Source organism: Terrabacter sp. Soil811, from assembly GCF_001429655.1.
Classification (GTDB): Bacteria; Actinomycetota; Actinomycetes; order Actinomycetales; family Dermatophilaceae; genus Terrabacter.
Genome location: NZ_LMSX01000001.1, coordinates 370,112 through 384,607 on the forward strand (window position 1 = coordinate 370,112; position 14,496 = coordinate 384,607).

A 14,496-nucleotide genomic window follows, 5' to 3' on the forward strand; every position below is an offset into this window, starting at 1 on the left:
AGTCATGGCACCACGCCCGTCAGGCGCCGCGCCACCGGAGCAGACGGGAGACCACGACCTCGAGGTCGTGTGCGAGCGCACCGGACGGGTCAACGTCCACCGTCTCGGGGTACGCGACGTCGCGGTGGGCGTCGAACCACGGCGCGAGCGCCCACCAGGCCCGGGCCCTGGCCCTCGTGTCGTCGTCCACGCCGGACGCCACAGCGTCGGCGAAGGCGACCGATGTCGCGTTGAGCGCCCAGGCGAGGTCGACAGCGGGGTCGGTGACCCGGGCGTCGCCCCAGTCGATGACCCCGGACAGCCGCCCCTCTCGCGCGAGGACGTGCTCGCTCACGAGGTCCCGGTGGCAGAGGGCCTGCTCACCGACGGTCGCCACCCGTTCGAGCAGCGCCTCCGCGGTCGAGCGGTGCTCGGGCGGCAGGAGGGGCAGCACGACGTGCCCGAGCCGCTCCACCCGGACGGTTCGTTCGACGTGGTCGTCCGCTGCCGACGGGCACCCCGCATCGGCCGCGAGGGGAAGCGGGGTGGCGTGCAGCACCTCGAGGAAGGCCGCGAAGACCTCGCCGTCCGCCGAGGTCAGGCGTGCCGGATCGACGGCCTCGCCCACCACGAGGGCGTGCCGCAGCCGCAGCGGCGCACGGTCGAGCACGACCGGGCGTGGCACCTCCACCGGAAGCCCGTCCGCGATCGCCGGGAGCAGGACCGCCTCGGCGAGCAGCGCCGTCTCGACCTCGGGCCGGCGTGCGGTGCGGTCGACCCAGCGCTGTTCCACGAGCGTCGCCACGCTGTCCCAGCCCTTGCGGAGCGGGACCCGGTCGGCATGCCATCCGCGCACGAGGGACGACCACACGGCCACGCTGTCCGGCACGATGCTGTCGGCCTCGTCGTCGAGCCGGCGCACGAGCTCCTCGACCGTCACCCACTCGCCCCATGACACCTCCTCGGGCTGCCACCGGATCGGGCCGTCCCACGTCACGACGAAGCGGAAGGCCCGGTAGCGCGTGTGCTCGTCGGCGTAGTCCGCCACGCCGAGGGGCTCGAGCGGGACCCCGGCGACACCGAGCTCCTCGTCGACCTCGCGTACCGCGCCCACAGCCGGATCCTCCCCCGCCAGGACGACCCCACCGGCCGCGACGTCGAGCAGACCCGGGTAGACGTCCTTCGTCGTCGTGCGACGGTGGAGGTAGATGCGACCGAGCGGGTCGCGCACGACGATCGACGAGGCCGCGTGACGCAGGTTGCGCGCGCGCATGACCGACCGTGGCGACGATCCCGACACGTGGCCGGCCTCGTCGTAGAGGGCGACCACCTCGTCGTCGGCCATGTCGGGGCTCAGCCGAAGAAGGAACGCACGTCGTCGAGCTCGGTGACGTCGTACCACAGCAGCTCGTCGGCCTCCTCGTCGACGTCGCCGGTCACCTCGTCGTCGACGTGGAACGACGCGACCCGCGAAAGGGGCAGCGGCGCCGTGAGCACGACCTTCGACACGGGCGCACCGTCGCGCGGTGAGACCCACGTGGCGTCCGCGTCGGCGGATGCGACGACGCGACGGTCCGAGCGCACCGACCGCAGCCCGGCCGCAGCCTCGACGGCATCGCTGAAGGCGGCGTACTCGAGGTCCTCGACGTCGAGACCCGGCGCGGCCTGCTCGAGACCCGACGTGACGGCATACGCCGTCCGGGGCGTGCCCGGACCGGCAGCGAGCGCGCCTGCGGTGGCGAGCTCCTCGAGGCCCGCCCGCCCCAGCGGCACGTAGACGCGCACGACCGGCATCAGGACTCCCTCCCGCTCGTCAGCTCGGCGAGCGACTCGACGATGGACTGGCCGAGCACGTCGACGTCGGGCATGGCGTCGCGGTCGGCGTTGAGGCCGAAGTAGACCCCGCCGTTGTACGACGTGATGCCGATCGAGAGGGCCTGCCCCTTGGCGAGCGGCGTCACCGGGTAGGTCGAGAGCATCTCGGCGTCTCCGGCGTAGAGCGGCGTCTGCGGGCCCGGCACGTTGGTGATCATGACGTTGTACAGGCGGCGCGACATCGCGGAGCCGAGACGCGCACCGAGGGCGTGCAGGGTCGGCGGAGCGAACCCCGCGAGGTTGGCGAGCGACGTCGCCCCGACCGCCTGGCCACCCTCCATCTGCTGGCGCATCGCGAACGCGATCTGGTGCAGGCGCATCGAGGCCCCGGGCTCGCCGACCGGGAGGTTGACGACGCAGGCCATGACCTGGTTGGCATACATCCCCGCCGGGTCGTCGCCGTAGATGCTGACCGGCACCATGGCGCGCACCGACGTGTGGGGGCTGACGGCCTCGCCGCGCCCGAGCAGCCACGCCCGGAAGCCGCCCGCGATCGTCGCGAGCACGACGTCGTTGATCGTCACGTCCTCGGCGTACGCGCCACGGGCCAGCCGCTTGCGCACGAGGCGGTAGTCCTCGAGGTCGGTCGCGATCATGACCCACCGGCGGGCCGAGCCGATCTCGGCGTTGAGGGGCGAGTCGGGCGCGGGACGAGCGGCGGTGCGCGCGACCGTCGAGAGCACCTGGCCGGCAGACTCGACCGCACGCAGGCCGACGTTGAGGGCGTCGTTGAGACCGCCGCGGACGAGGTCGACGACCTGCGTCGGGCGGCGCACCGCGTCGATGACGGCACCCGTGACGAGCTCGACCGACGACGGCGACCGGCTCGGCTCCCACGGCGGCACGACGTCGTCCTGGTCCTCACCCTTGACGGCGTCGACGATGACGTGCGCGATGTCGAGGGCGTTGACGCCGTCGATGAGCGCGTGGTGGGTCTTCGTGACGATGGCGAACCGACCGTCGTGCAGGCCCTCGACGAGGTAGACCTCCCACAGCGGGCGGGTGCGGTCGAGCTTGCGCGGCTGGACCCGGGCGACGAAGTCCTGCAGCTGCCGGTCGCTGCCCGGACGCGGCAGGCCGGCGCGACGCACGTGGTAGCCCATGTCGAAGGCCTCGTCGTCGACCCAGACGGGGTTGCCGATCCGGCCCGGGACGTCGCGCACCTTCTGCCGGAAGCGCGGGATCGCCCCGATCCGGCTCTCGATGATGCGGACGAGCTGGTCGTAGTCGAAGCCGTCGCGAGGAGGCTGGAAGACCATGACCGACCCGACGTGCATCGACGTGGTGGACTCCTCGAGGTAGAGGAACGACGCGTCGAGCGAGGTCAGGCGGTCAGACATGCTCACACTCTGCCAGACGCCCTTGCTTAGGATCGTGGCCATGCGTACGTTTCGCGCCCTGCCGTATGCCGTCTGCGTCCTCGCGCTCGTCGGTGCCGCCGCCTGCTCGTCCGGCACCCCCGATCCCGGACCGGGCGGCAGCACCGGCGTCGTCTCGACGGGCAGCGTCAAGCGCCTCGAGGTGACCGTCACCGGGACGACCGTGACGCCCGCCCCGGCGCAGGTCGACCTGCCGATCGGCTCGACGCTCGAGCTCGTCGTGACGAGCGACCACGACGACGAGCTGCACGCCCACGGCTTCGACGTCGAGGCGACGCTCAAGGCCGGCACCCCGACGACCCTGCGCCTCACCGGCACCGAGGCCGGCCTCTACGAGGTCGAGACCCACGAGCCGGCCCTGACCCTGCTCACGGTCGCTGTCCGCTGACCGTGGCGTCCCTCCCGGCCGCCCTCGCTTCCGCCCTCCCATCAGCCCTCACTCCGGGCTCCGTCCCGGCTGTCGTCCCCGCCCACGGCGTCGGCAGCCGCGGCGACCTTCCCCTGCCGTTCACCGCCCTCGTCATCGCGGCGGTCGCGGCGCTCGTCATCTCGTTCGTCGCCATCAGCACGCTGTGGCGCGAGCCGCGGCTGCGCGACACCGACGGGGTGCTGTTGCCCGGGCCCGTCGCCGCCGTGCTGGACTCGCGCTGGCTGCGCGTCGTGGCCCGCGTCCTGGCCGGCATCGTCACGGTGTGGACGCTGGCGGCGCTCGTGTTCGGCCCCGACTCGGCCCGCAACCCGGTGCCCCACGTCGTCTACGTGTGGCTGTGGGTGGGCCTCGCCTTCTCCTCGATGCTCCTCGGCCCGGTCTGGCGGGTCATCAACCCGCTCCGCGCGCTCCACGCCGGCCTGCTCCGACTTGCCCGTGTCTCGCCCGACCTCGCGGCCCTGCCATACCGCTGGGGCCTGTGGCCCGCGGCCCTCGGGCTCGGGACCTTCACGTGGGTCGAGCTCGTCGCCGAGGACAACACGTCGCTGGGCTTCCTCCGCGTCCTCGTCGCCGGCTTCTTCGCCGTGTCGCTGCTGGGTGCGGCCGTCTTCGGCCGCACGTGGTTCGACCACGCCGACCCCTTCGAGGCGTGGTCACGGCTGCTCGGCCTGCTCTCACCGCTCGGCCGGCGCCATGACGGGCGCTGGGTGCTGCGGACCCCGCTGCACGGCGTCAACGGCCTGCGTGGCCAGCGGGGCCTCGTGCCCACGGTCGCCGTCATGCTCGGCGGGACGGCATACGACGGCTTCTCGGCCAACCTCTCGTGGGCGACGTTCGTGCAGTCCTCTCCCCTGCCGTCGGCACTGCTCCGGACGGCCACCCTCCTCGCCTTCTTCGGCTTCGTGGCCGTGACGCTCTGGCTGGCCTCGGTCGTGTCGGTGAGGCTCGCCGGTGAGCCCGTCTCCCGCTCGTTCTCCTTCGTCAGTGACATCGCGCCGTCGCTGATCCCCATCGCCGGCGGGTACGTCATCGCGCACTACTGGTCGCTCTGGGTCTACCAGGGGCAGTACGCGTGGCGGCTGCTCACCGACCCGCTCGGAACGGGTGCCGACCTGCTCGGGACTGCCGACCTCACCCCGAACGACCTGCTCATCCAGCCGACGCTCGTCGCGACGATCCAGGCCGTGAGCATCGTCGTCGGGCACCTGCTCGGCGTCCTCGCCGCCCACGAGCGGGCGATCACCGTCCTCGACCGTCGCGCCGCGGTCATCGGTCAGGTCCCGCTCATGGTGGTCATGGTCTTCTACACGCTCGGTGGCCTGACGATCCTCTTCGCGCCCTGACCGGACGCCGTGCGCTCAGGCGCCGACGGCACTCGACGACCGGCGCCCATGACCACGGCGGTGGCCACGCCGTCTCCGCTCGCGAGGCTCGGGCGGCGCCACCGTCCACGGCAGCAGACCGGTCGCGAGGTCGGCCACCGCACGACGGACGGGCGAGTCCGGCGCGTGCTCGACGACCGAGCGCCCAGCGAGCAGGGCCGCGTCGACGGCGATGGCGTCGTCGGGCACGAACCGCACCGACGCGAGCCCGGCGAACCGCAGGAGCGAGTCGGCGATGCGGGACTGGGGACGGGGCCCGACCGCGCCGCTGCGCACCCGGTTGACGACGGGCACCGGCTCGCCGGACGGCACCGTGCCGAGCTCCTGGAGACCCCGGACGAAACGCTGGAGCGCGACCGGGTCGGCGCCACCCACCGCGACGACGAGGTCGGAGGCGGCCAAGGAGGTCAGCGTGGCCTCGTTGCGTCGCGGGGCCACGGTGTCGTAGCTGAGCTCCTCGTCGTCCTCGAGGCAGAAGCCGCAGTCGACGACGACGACCTGCACGAGCGACCGGCTCAGCTCGAGGACCCTCTCGAGCGCCGCGGCGCGCACCTCGGGCCACCGCTCGGCCTTGGGCAGGCCCGTCAGCACGCGGAGTCCCGGGACGACCACCGGCGCGAGGCGCGCGAGCGCGGACAGGTCGAGCAGGCCCTGATCGGCCGCACGGCACGCCGCCGCCACGCCCGGCGCCTCGTCGAGCAGCCCGAGGGTCTGCGCCACGCAGCCCCCGTAGGTGTCGGCGTCGACGAGCAGCACCTCGACGCCACGGCCGGCGACCTCCGCAGCCAGGGTCGTCGCGACGGTCGTGCGACCGGGCGCGCCGGTGGGTCCCCAGACCGCGATGACCGACGCACGCTCGGGGCCGCGCCGCGAACCGGTCACTCGCCCCGCGGCCACGTCGTCGCCGGACGGGTCGTCGGCATCGCTCGAGCCGACGTGCTCACGGCCTGCGGCGATGCCACCGGAGCCAGCAGGACGCCACCCCGCGTCACCGTCGGTCGATTCCTCAGGGTGGTCGGGCGCGGACTGCTGGCCGGCGCCGACGCCGGCATCGCCGCTCAGGGCCGCCTCGAGGTCGTCGGATGCGCCCCATCCCTCCTGCAGCGACACCTCCCACCGGTCGGTCCCCGCGTCGACGGGAAGCGTCACCGTGATCGTCAGCTGTCGCAGGCGGCGCTCGGCGGGCTCGTCGTCGGCGGGGTGCACCCCGATCACGCGGATCCGGTTGGCGCGCAGGCGATTCACGACCGCGAGGTCGAGGCCGCGCAGGTCGGAGGAGACAACGGCAGTGTCGCCCAGACCCGCGTCGGCCACCGACAGCAGCTCGGACACGTCGGCACACCGCCGCGTCACGGTCACGTCACGCAGACCCTCGAGGGTCGTCGCGACCGACGACTCCCACTGGTGGCTGAGAGCGGTCAGGACCTCGGTCATGCGCCGCCGCCGGTGACCGTCCCGACGGAGGGGACGAGGGTCAGCTTCGCCTCGCCGTCCACGGCCTCGACGAGCGGCTGGACCTTGTCGGCCGGCACGTAGATCTGCACCGACGTCATCGAGCCCGCGCCGAAGCCACCGCTGCTCGTCATCACCGCGGCCACCGCGGCGGACTCGAGGACCTTCTTCGTCGGGGTGGTGGCCGCGTCGCTCGTCGTCGGGGCCTTGGGCGTGACGAAGACGTCGACGCGGCTCCCCCGTGCCAGGCCGGTCGTCGACATCGCGTCGGCGCGGACCGTGACCCGCTGCACGGCGACGGCAGCGGCGTCGCCGACGGCGGACACGGGCACCAGCTCACCCGCGCGCACGTCACGGACCATGAACGAGCCGGTCGGAGCCGGGGCGTCGGCGGCGAGGTAGGCGTTCATACCATCGGCGAGTCGCACGTCGGCGCGCACGAAGGAGGCCTCCTCGACCTCGTCACCGGCCACGAGGTTGCTCGCCGCGACCCACACCGGTACACGGTCGTCGGCGCTGGCGACGGCCTTGGCCCCCAGCGTCGCGGCGACGACGACGAGCAGCACACCGACGACGAGGCGACTGTCACGCCAGGACGGTCGTTGCAGGCGCTTGGCGCTGGGACTGGCCAGCTCGGTCATGTGGGCCCCCTGTGGTCCGCTCGGCGATGGCTGGACGCCCGTCGCACGACACCGGACGGACGCGGCAACATCTTGCATCAACCCGGCGCACACCGCCCGTCAAGGTGCACAGCTGGGGACGACGGACGATGACGACGGCACGGATCCCTAGGATGGAGCCGTTCCCTGCCCTCGACCCACGAGCCCGTGCCGGAGTCGGGTGGCACCGGCCGTGTCCGGACGCGCCGCGGGGGGTACGGGTGTGGTCGAGGCCGTCGCCAGACGGTGCCCAGAGGAGGAGTCAACGTGGCCCAGCGGTTCCTGCAGCTCGCCGAGGTGTCGGAGATCCTCAACATCTCCTCCGCCCAGGCGTACGCCCTCGTGCGCTCCGGGGAGCTGCCGGCCATCAAGATCGGTGGCCGGGGCCAGTGGCGCGTCGAGGCCACGGAGCTCGAGGGCTACATCCAGCGGATGTACGCCGAGACGAAGTCGTTCGTGCAGGCGCACCCGTTCGGCGGCTCCGCCGAGGAGTGAGGCCACCCCGGTCCCGGCTCTCAGAGCCGGCGGACCGAGCCCAGTGACCAGAAGGGCACGAGCGTCCGCCCGGTGACGTTGGCCGCTCGTCGGGCCTCGTCGGCCGCGTGCTCGGCGATCTCGAGGTGGTCGGACGCCACGACGTCGATGGTCCCCGTCGATGCGTGCCCGTCCACATCCACGACCTCCACGGCGGCGCGGTCGCGGCTCACCGCCCGTAGGGCCGCCCCCAGGCCGAACCTCCGGGCCACGACGGAGGGCGTCCGAGCCCCCGGCGCCAGTCCCGACACCGCGCGGACCGCAGGCAGAGCCACGAGGACCGGCCGTCCCGGCGCGGTCTCGACGAGTGCCCAGTCCGGCCCCACGTCGACGAGCCGACCCGTGAGCACGCGGTCGCGCACCCGCAGCCCCACGTGCGTCGCACCGACGTTCGCGAGCAGCCGCGTGTGCAGGTCGAGCAGCGCGCGCTCGCGCCGGGTGCGGTCGGCGACCTCGGCCTCGAGCTCCCGCACGTCGTCCAGCGCGAGCTGAGCCTCGAGGTCGTCGAAGAGCCGGTCCCAGCGCATGCGCACACCCTCCCCTGCCCCGACGTCGCGGGCCACCCGGCGATTCTTGACCAACACCATACTTGACCAAACACAAGCAAACTGCATTGAATGAAGCCATGGACAGGGGACTGCAGCCAACACCAGGACACGCAGCGGGAGCACACACGGCTGCCCGACGAGACGACGAGAGCGGCCGCGCAGCCAGGCCTCACACCGCCCAGCGACAGCGGACGGGCCTGGACGGCCCGCGCCTGCGCGAGGTCGGGGCCGGCGCCGTCGGGTTGGCCGTCGCCGTCATCACCCTGCTGACTCTCGTGACGGTCGCGCGGCGGGGCAGCCACACTGCTGACACCGCCCGGCCGGACGACGTCCTCCTCCTCGTTCTCGCCTGGATGGGCGTCCTGCTCGCCGCGTGGCTCGCGCTCGGGTGCCTGTTCGCCGTCGCCTCCCTCCTTCCGGGTGCAGCAGGACGGGTGGCCAGCGAGGTCGCCGACCATGTCACACCGACCGCGGTGCGCAAGGTGCTGACCCTCGTCCTCGGCGCGTCGGTCGGCTCGGTGGCCCTGCCCCCGGCCCCCGTCTCGAGTGCCGGCTCCGCTCCGACGGCACGCGGCGCCGGTGTTCAGGCGTCGTCCGCCGAAGGGGCCTCCGCACCGGACCTGACGCCCGGCTACACACCCACCGAGCTGACGCCGGGCTACACACCGTCCGCCGGGTCCGCCGGGTCCGCCGGGTCCGCCGGGTCCGCCGGGTCGGCTGGGTCTGCCAGCCCGACCCCGTCGTCCCACTCGCAGCCCGCCGACCTTCCCGGGCTCCCCGTCGATCCGGGCTACTCCCCCACCCCAGGCACGCAGCAGGGCATCGCCGCACCTGCGTCCCCGAGACCGCCGGACGGGCCCGGCTACCTCCCGACGCAGCCCGTGCCGGTGCTCGACGCGGACCGGTCGCAGCTCATGGCCCCGCCCCCGCGTCCCGCCGCATCGGCCCACGACCTCGTCACGGTGCGCCGTGGCGACTCGCTCTGGACGATCGCCGCCCGACACCTCGGTCCGGGCGCCTCCGACGCACAGATCTCCCGCGAGTGGCCGAGGTGGTATGCCGCCAACCGCGACGTCGTGGGTGAGGACCCCGACGTGATCATGCCGGGGGTGCAGCTGCGTCCGCCCTCGAGCGCCCCGTCAGGGCCGGACAACCCTGAGTCCCACGCAGCCGTGCCACGGCCGTCCAGCGTCGGCGCCGGCGCCGGCGACAGCGTCCCCGCCGAGCAGGGAGCCCGGTGATGACGCGAGCGACCACCACACCCGGCCAGACCGGCACCTCCACCCGCGACGGCTTCACCGTCCGGCGCATCCCCCAGACGGCGCCTCGGATCATCAGCGCCGACGAGGCCTGGCACGGGGAGCCGCCCTACGCCCAGGACGCCCTCGCCCTCGACTTCTTCGGCGCGCGCGACGACGAGGACTTCGGCCGGCAGCCGACCCGCACGAGCCTGCTCCCCGAGCCGGCCCCGCTCGTGGGCCGCCTGGCGCAGGCTATCGTCGAGGTCGTCTCCGGCCAGCGCCCCGCTCCCCAGCTCATCCGGCACACGGCGCCGACGATCTACTCGGTCATCGCCAGGCAGGCCATGGTCGCCGGCCGGCGTCGCACCCCCGGCCCACGCCGCTCGGCGGTCGTGCGTCGCGTGCGCGTGTGCGAGCCGGCCGACGGCATCGTCGAGGCCTGCGCCGTCGTCGTGTCGCACGGGCGAGTCCGGGCCCTGGCCCTGCGGCTCGAGGGCCTCGACGGGCGGTGGCTCGTCACGGCGCTCACCATCGGCTGACCGCGCGCGTCATCCGCGGCCGCGCACCCGGCATACGACCTCGGGTGGGGGTGCAGACGGCCCGGGCCCCTCAGGGGCCCGGGCCGTCGTGCGTCGCTGCGTCAGCGGCGCTTGCGCTTGACCTTCTTGCCGCGACGGTCGGCCTTGCGCTCGACCGTCTGCTGGCCGCCGGTCTCGACGGCGCGGCCGTCCTCGCCGGGGGCGGTGTAGTGCAGGGCGGCCGGGCGCTGCGACTCGGGGTCGAGGTCGACGCCGGAGACGCGCACGCCGGAGCCGAACGGGCGGCGTCCAGCGGCCGCGGCCTCAGCCTCCTCGTCCGTCTCGCCGTTGCGGGCGGCGGCACCGGTCGCGTCGTCAGCGACGTGACCGGCGGCGGCGAGCCCGCCGACGAGGTCCCCGACCGACATCGGCGCGGCGCCGACGGGAGCGGCGGCGGCCTCGGGCAACTGCACCTCGACGGAGAAGAGGTGGCTCACCGACTCCTCCTTGATGGCCTCCATCATCGCCTCGAAGAGCTGGAAGCCCTCGCGCTGGTACTCGATGAGCGGGTCGCGCTGGGCCATGGCCCGCAGGCCGATGCCCTCCTGGAGGTAGTCCATCTCGTAGAGGTGCTCGCGCCACTTGCGGTCCAGGACCGACAGGACGACCCGGCGCTCGACCTCGCGCATCGTCTCCGCCCCAAGCGTCTCCTCACGCTGGTCGTACGCGTGGTGCGCGTCGGACATCAGCTGCTCGCGGAGCAGGTCCGCGGTGATCGCCTGGCGACCGCCCGCCATGTCCTCGACCTCCTCGATGGTGACCGAGACGGGGTAGACCTGGCGCATCGCGTCCCAGAGCTTCTCGAGGTCCCAGTCGGCCGCGAAGCCCTCGGCCGTGGCCGCGTCGACGTAGGAGCCGACGACGTCGTTGACGAACAGCCGCAGCTGCTCGTGGAGGTCCTCCCCCTCGAGCACCGCGCGGCGCTCGTCGTAGATGACCTGGCGCTGGCGGTTCATGACGTCGTCGTACTTGAGGACGTTCTTGCGGATCTCGTAGTTCTGCGCCTCGACCGAGCCCTGGGCCTTCTGGATCGAGTTCGTGACCATCTTGGACTCGATCGGCACGTTGTCCTCCATGCCGGCGGTCTGCATGAAGCGGTCGACGAGCCCGGCGTTGAACAGGCGCATGAGGTCGTCGTTGAGCGAGAGGTAGAAGCGCGACTCACCAGGGTCACCCTGACGGCCGGAACGACCGCGGAGCTGGTTGTCGATGCGGCGCGACTCGTGGCGCTCGGTGCCGAGGACGTAGAGGCCGCCGAGCTCGGTGACCTCCTCGTGCTCGGCCGCGACGTCGCGCTCGGCCGTGGCGAGCGCCTCGTCCCACGCGGCTTCGTACTCCTCCGGCGTCTCGTGCGGGTCGAGCCCGCGACGCTTCAGCTCGGCGACGGCCCGGAACTCGGAGTTGCCGCCGAGCATGATGTCGGTGCCTCGACCGGCCATGTTCGTCGCGACGGTGACGGCACCCTTGCGGCCCGCGTCGGCGACGATCGCGGCCTCGCGCTCGTGCTGCTTGGCGTTGAGGACCTCGTGCTTGATGCCGCGCTTCTTCAGCTGCTGCGAGAGGTACTCGCTCTTCTCGACCGACACGGTGCCGACGAGGACGGGCTGACCGACGGCGTACTTGTCGGCGATGTCGTCGACGACGGCGTCGTACTTGGCGACCTCGGTCCGGTAGACGAGGTCGGCCTGGTCCTTGCGGACCATCGGGCGGTTCGTCGGGATCGGGATGACGCCGAGCTTGTAGATCGAGTTGAGCTCGGCGGCCTCGGTCTGGGCCGTGCCCGTCATGCCCGAGAGCTTGCCGTACATGCGGAAGTAGTTCTGCAGGGTGATCGTGGCGAGCGTCTGGTTCTCGTTCTTGATCTCGACGCCCTCCTTCGCCTCGATGGCCTGGTGCATGCCCTCGTTGTAGCGGCGGCCCGGGAGCATGCGGCCGGTGTGCTCGTCGACGATGAGGATCTCGCCGTTCATGACGACGTAGTCCTTGTCCTTCTTGAACAGCTCCTTGGCCTTGATGGAGTTGTTCAAGTAGCCGATGAGCGGCGTGTTGACCGTGTCGTAGAGGTTGTCGATGCCGAGGAGGTCCTCGACGCGCGCGATGCCGGACTCGAGGACGCCGACGGTGCGCTTCTTCTCGTCGACCTCGTAGTCGCCGCGTCCGTCCTCGCCGCGGTTGAGTCGGGCCGCGATGCGGGCGAACTCGACGTACCACTTCGTCGCGAGGTCGGCCGGGCCGGAGATGATGAGCGGCGTGCGCGCCTCGTCGATGAGGATCGAGTCGACCTCGTCGACGATGCAGAAGTTGTGGCCGCGCTGGACGAGCTCGGCGGGGTCCCACGCCATGTTGTCGCGGAGGTAGTCGAACCCGAACTCGTTGTTCGTGCCGTACGTGATGTCCTTGGCGTACTCGGCGCGCCGCTGCTCGGGCGTCATCTGGCTCAGGATGCAGCCGGTCTCCATGCCGAGGGCGCGGTGGACGCGGCCCATGAGCTCGGACTGGTACTCGGCGAGGAAGTCGTTGACCGTGATGACGTGAACGCCCTTGCCCGACAGGGCGTTCAGGTAGCTCGGGAGCGTCGCGACGAGGGTCTTGCCCTCACCGGTCTTCATCTCGGCGACGTTGCCCATGTGCAGCGCCGCGCCGCCCATGACCTGGACGTCGAAGTGCCGCTTGCCGAGGGTGCGCTTGCTCGCCTCGCGGACGGCGGCGAACGCCTCCGGCAGCAGCATGTCGAGGGTCTCGCCCTTGTCGAGGCGCTCGCGGAAACCCTTGGTCTCGTCGCGCAGCTCCTCGTCGGTGAGCTTCTCGAAGTCGGCCTCGAGGGCGTTGACCTGCTTGGCGATGCCCTGGAGCTTCTTCAGGGTCCGGCCTTCGCCGGCGCGAAGCAGCTTCTCGATGACGGCCATCTGGTGATCTCACTCCCGACTGAACGTGTGGACTCGCCCGGTGGGCGGGCTCCATCGCCCGTGATGGGTCACGGGACCCGCCTAGGCTAGCCGCCTTCCGGACACAACGACCAACGCATCGGCGCGCGGCCCGGTTCCGACACCGTGGGCAGCCCGGTCCGCGCCGGTGCCCGAGGGCGTATGCCGGGTGCCCCGGGACGCGCTCAGCCGCCCGCGGCGGCGCCCGTCGGGTCGACGGCCTGGTCGACCCCCTGGTCGAGGGCCTGGTCGACGGGCAGGTCGACGCGACCGAGCCCGAGCCAGGCGGCCATCGACTCGAGGTTGGCGAGCAGGGCCGGGCGCGCCTCGGCGGGCGCCCCGGGTTCCCACGTGACGCGGTGGCAGCGCAGCACGCCGGCGACGCGGTCGGCCTTGAGGTCGCACCGGGCCACGAGGGCGTCTCCGTGGAGGAAGGGCAGGACGTAGTAGCCGTGGACGCGCTTCTCGGCGGGTGTGTAGATCTCGATGCGGTAGTGGAAGTCCCAGAGGGCGTGGATGCGCTCGCGCTGCCAGACGAGCGAGTCGAAGGGGCTGAGCAGGGCCTCGGCGTGGACGCGTCGCGGCAGCCGGGCCTCGGCGTGCAGCCAGGCCGGCTTCCAGCCCGGCACGGTGACCGGGATGAGCTCGCCGTCGGCGACGAGTCGGGCGATGGCCGGGCGGGCGTCCTCGCGCCTGATCCGGAAGTAGTCGGCGAGGCACAGCTCGGTGCCGACGCCGTGGGCGCGGGCGGCGATGCGGACGAGCTCGAGGTAGCGGTCGGGGTCGGCCTCCGGTCCGGGACGGTCGATCCAGGCCTCGCGCAGCGGCGGCGGCGCGGTGGCCGCGAGTGCGGCATACCGGCGCTCGAACTGGGACGTGCGCCCTGCCGAGCTGATCCGTCCGGCCCAGAAGAGGTACTCGAGGGCCTGCTTGACGTCGGACCAGTTCCAGCCCCAGTGGTCGGTGCGCCGGGGCTGGTCGTGCGCGAGCGCGACCTCGACCTCGCGCGCGGTCATCGGGCCGCGGGCCTCGACCTCGGCCCGGACGAGGTCGACGTAGTCGGGGCGCTCCTCGAGGATGCGCCGCATGCCGCCCCACGCCTTCTCGGCGGCCGCGCGCATGCGGAAGTCGAGCAGCGGCCACGTCGACGGCGGGACGAGGCTCGCCTCGTGGGCCCAGTACTCGACGAGGCGTCTCGGGGCGCGGTCGCGGGCCCGGTCGAGCAGCGCCGGGTCGTAGGGCCCCAGCCGGGAGAAGAACGGGAGGTACTGGCTGCGGGCGAGCACGTTGACGCTGTCGATCTGGACGACCCCGACGCGGTCGACGACGCGCTGGACGTGGCGCATCGTCGCGGTGAAGGGCTCGGGGCGGGGGTCGAGGAAGCCTTGGGCGGCGATGGCGGTGCGGCGCGCCTGCGCTCGCGTCATCCGGCGCGTGGCAACGGTCATGGACGGTGCTCCTGGGCGTCTCGGCCCGGTCGGTCGTGGTGGGTCGTGGTGCTCGCGGTCGGTCGGC

At 72.7% G+C, this 14,496-nt stretch carries 13 protein-coding genes; 5 read left to right on the forward strand and 8 right to left on the reverse strand.

Annotation, left to right across the window (positions count from 1 at the left end):
* Positions 1-19: 19 nt before the first annotated feature.
* From ASH01_RS01670 to ASH01_RS01685, 3 genes are read right to left on the reverse strand one after another with little or no spacing between them, the layout of a single operon-like run.
* Positions 20-1,324: a phosphotransferase gene (locus tag ASH01_RS01670; protein ID WP_156415371.1), complete on the reverse strand. Its 1,305-nt coding sequence runs from the start codon at positions 1,322-1,324 to the stop codon at positions 20-22.
* A gap of 8 nt (positions 1,325-1,332) precedes the next feature.
* A complete protein-coding gene (locus ASH01_RS01680) occupies positions 1,333-1,773 on the reverse strand; it encodes a DUF6912 family protein (protein ID WP_056770585.1) in 441 nt (146 codons plus the stop codon).
* Positions 1,773-3,194, reverse strand: a complete 1,422-nt coding sequence (locus ASH01_RS01685; RefSeq protein ID WP_056772522.1) for a WS/DGAT/MGAT family O-acyltransferase — start codon at positions 3,192-3,194, stop codon at positions 1,773-1,775. The genes ASH01_RS01680 and ASH01_RS01685 overlap by 1 nt, the downstream gene beginning before the upstream one ends.
* Before the next feature lie 40 nt (positions 3,195-3,234).
* Here ASH01_RS01685 and ASH01_RS01690 point away from each other — a divergent pair, with 40 nt between their 5' ends.
* Both ASH01_RS01690 and ASH01_RS01695 read left to right on the forward strand, forming a co-directional pair.
* Entirely contained in the window at positions 3,235-3,621 is a 387-nt protein-coding gene (locus ASH01_RS01690) for a hypothetical protein (RefSeq protein ID WP_056772524.1), read from the forward strand.
* A 2-nt stretch (positions 3,622-3,623) separates the two neighbouring features.
* Complete coding sequence (locus ASH01_RS01695) at positions 3,624-5,006, forward strand: hypothetical protein (protein ID WP_235509497.1); 1,383 nt, start codon at positions 3,624-3,626, stop codon at positions 5,004-5,006.
* A 15-nt stretch (positions 5,007-5,021) separates the two neighbouring features.
* Here ASH01_RS01695 and ASH01_RS01700 read toward each other — a convergent pair whose 3' ends face one another.
* Together ASH01_RS01700 and ASH01_RS01705 are read right to left on the reverse strand one after the other, a co-directional pair.
* On the reverse strand, positions 5,022-6,479 hold the full coding sequence (locus ASH01_RS01700; RefSeq protein ID WP_056770588.1) for an AAA family ATPase: 1,458 nt from the start codon (positions 6,477-6,479) through the stop codon (positions 5,022-5,024).
* Positions 6,476-7,138 (reverse strand): hypothetical protein, encoded by a 663-nt coding sequence (locus ASH01_RS01705; protein ID WP_056770591.1) that lies wholly within the window; start codon positions 7,136-7,138, stop codon positions 6,476-6,478. The genes ASH01_RS01700 and ASH01_RS01705 overlap by 4 nt, the downstream gene beginning before the upstream one ends.
* A 285-nt stretch (positions 7,139-7,423) precedes the next feature.
* On the opposite strand from ASH01_RS01705, the gene ASH01_RS01710 reads away from it, so the two are divergent.
* Positions 7,424-7,651: a helix-turn-helix domain-containing protein gene (locus tag ASH01_RS01710; RefSeq protein WP_020142994.1), complete on the forward strand. Its 228-nt coding sequence runs from the start codon at positions 7,424-7,426 to the stop codon at positions 7,649-7,651.
* A gap of 20 nt (positions 7,652-7,671) precedes the next feature.
* Here ASH01_RS01710 and ASH01_RS01715 read toward each other — a convergent pair whose 3' ends face one another.
* Positions 7,672-8,253 carry a hypothetical protein gene (locus ASH01_RS01715; protein WP_082619339.1) on the reverse strand — a complete coding sequence of 194 codons (582 nt, stop codon included), beginning with the start codon at positions 8,251-8,253 and terminating at the stop codon, positions 7,672-7,674.
* A gap of 62 nt (positions 8,254-8,315) precedes the next feature.
* Between ASH01_RS01715 and ASH01_RS01720 the strand changes: the two genes are divergently transcribed.
* A complete protein-coding gene (locus ASH01_RS01720) occupies positions 8,316-9,479 on the forward strand; it encodes a LysM peptidoglycan-binding domain-containing protein (RefSeq protein WP_156415373.1) in 1,164 nt (387 codons plus the stop codon).
* A complete protein-coding gene (locus ASH01_RS01725) occupies positions 9,479-10,018 on the forward strand; it encodes an Rv3235 family protein (protein WP_056770598.1) in 540 nt (179 codons plus the stop codon). Before ASH01_RS01720 ends, ASH01_RS01725 begins: the two co-directional genes overlap by 1 nt.
* Positions 10,019-10,119: 101 nt before the next feature.
* On the opposite strand, the gene secA is transcribed toward ASH01_RS01725, so the two are convergent.
* Positions 10,120-12,963 (reverse strand): preprotein translocase subunit SecA, encoded by a 2,844-nt coding sequence (gene secA, locus ASH01_RS01730; RefSeq protein WP_056770601.1) that lies wholly within the window; start codon positions 12,961-12,963, stop codon positions 10,120-10,122.
* Positions 12,964-13,166: 203 nt separating this feature from the next.
* Positions 13,167-14,429 carry a winged helix-turn-helix domain-containing protein gene (locus tag ASH01_RS01735; protein WP_235509498.1) on the reverse strand — a complete coding sequence of 421 codons (1,263 nt, stop codon included), beginning with the start codon at positions 14,427-14,429 and terminating at the stop codon, positions 13,167-13,169.
* Positions 14,430-14,496 lie beyond the last annotated feature (67 nt).

Bases quoted from the DNA above. Each gene is read 5' to 3' on its own strand.
- ASH01_RS01670 (WP_156415371.1), bottom strand. From the start codon at position 1,324: ATGGCCGACGACGAGGTGGTCGCCCTCTACGACGAGGCCGGCCACGTG.
- ASH01_RS01680 (WP_056770585.1), bottom strand. From the start codon at position 1,773: ATGCCGGTCGTGCGCGTCTACGTGCCGCTGGGGCGGGCGGGCCTCGAG.
- ASH01_RS01685 (WP_056772522.1), bottom strand. From the start codon at position 3,194: ATGTCTGACCGCCTGACCTCGCTCGACGCGTCGTTCCTCTACCTCGAG.
- ASH01_RS01690 (WP_056772524.1), top strand. From the start codon at position 3,235: ATGCGTACGTTTCGCGCCCTGCCGTATGCCGTCTGCGTCCTCGCGCTC.
- ASH01_RS01700 (WP_056770588.1), bottom strand. From the start codon at position 6,479: ATGACCGAGGTCCTGACCGCTCTCAGCCACCAGTGGGAGTCGTCGGTC.
- ASH01_RS01705 (WP_056770591.1), bottom strand. From the start codon at position 7,138: ATGACCGAGCTGGCCAGTCCCAGCGCCAAGCGCCTGCAACGACCGTCC.
- ASH01_RS01720 (WP_156415373.1), top strand. From the start codon at position 8,316: ATGGACAGGGGACTGCAGCCAACACCAGGACACGCAGCGGGAGCACAC.
- ASH01_RS01725 (WP_056770598.1), top strand. From the start codon at position 9,479: ATGACGCGAGCGACCACCACACCCGGCCAGACCGGCACCTCCACCCGC.
- secA (WP_056770601.1), bottom strand. From the start codon at position 12,963: ATGGCCGTCATCGAGAAGCTGCTTCGCGCCGGCGAAGGCCGGACCCTG.
- ASH01_RS01735 (WP_235509498.1), bottom strand. From the start codon at position 14,429: ATGACCGTTGCCACGCGCCGGATGACGCGAGCGCAGGCGCGCCGCACC.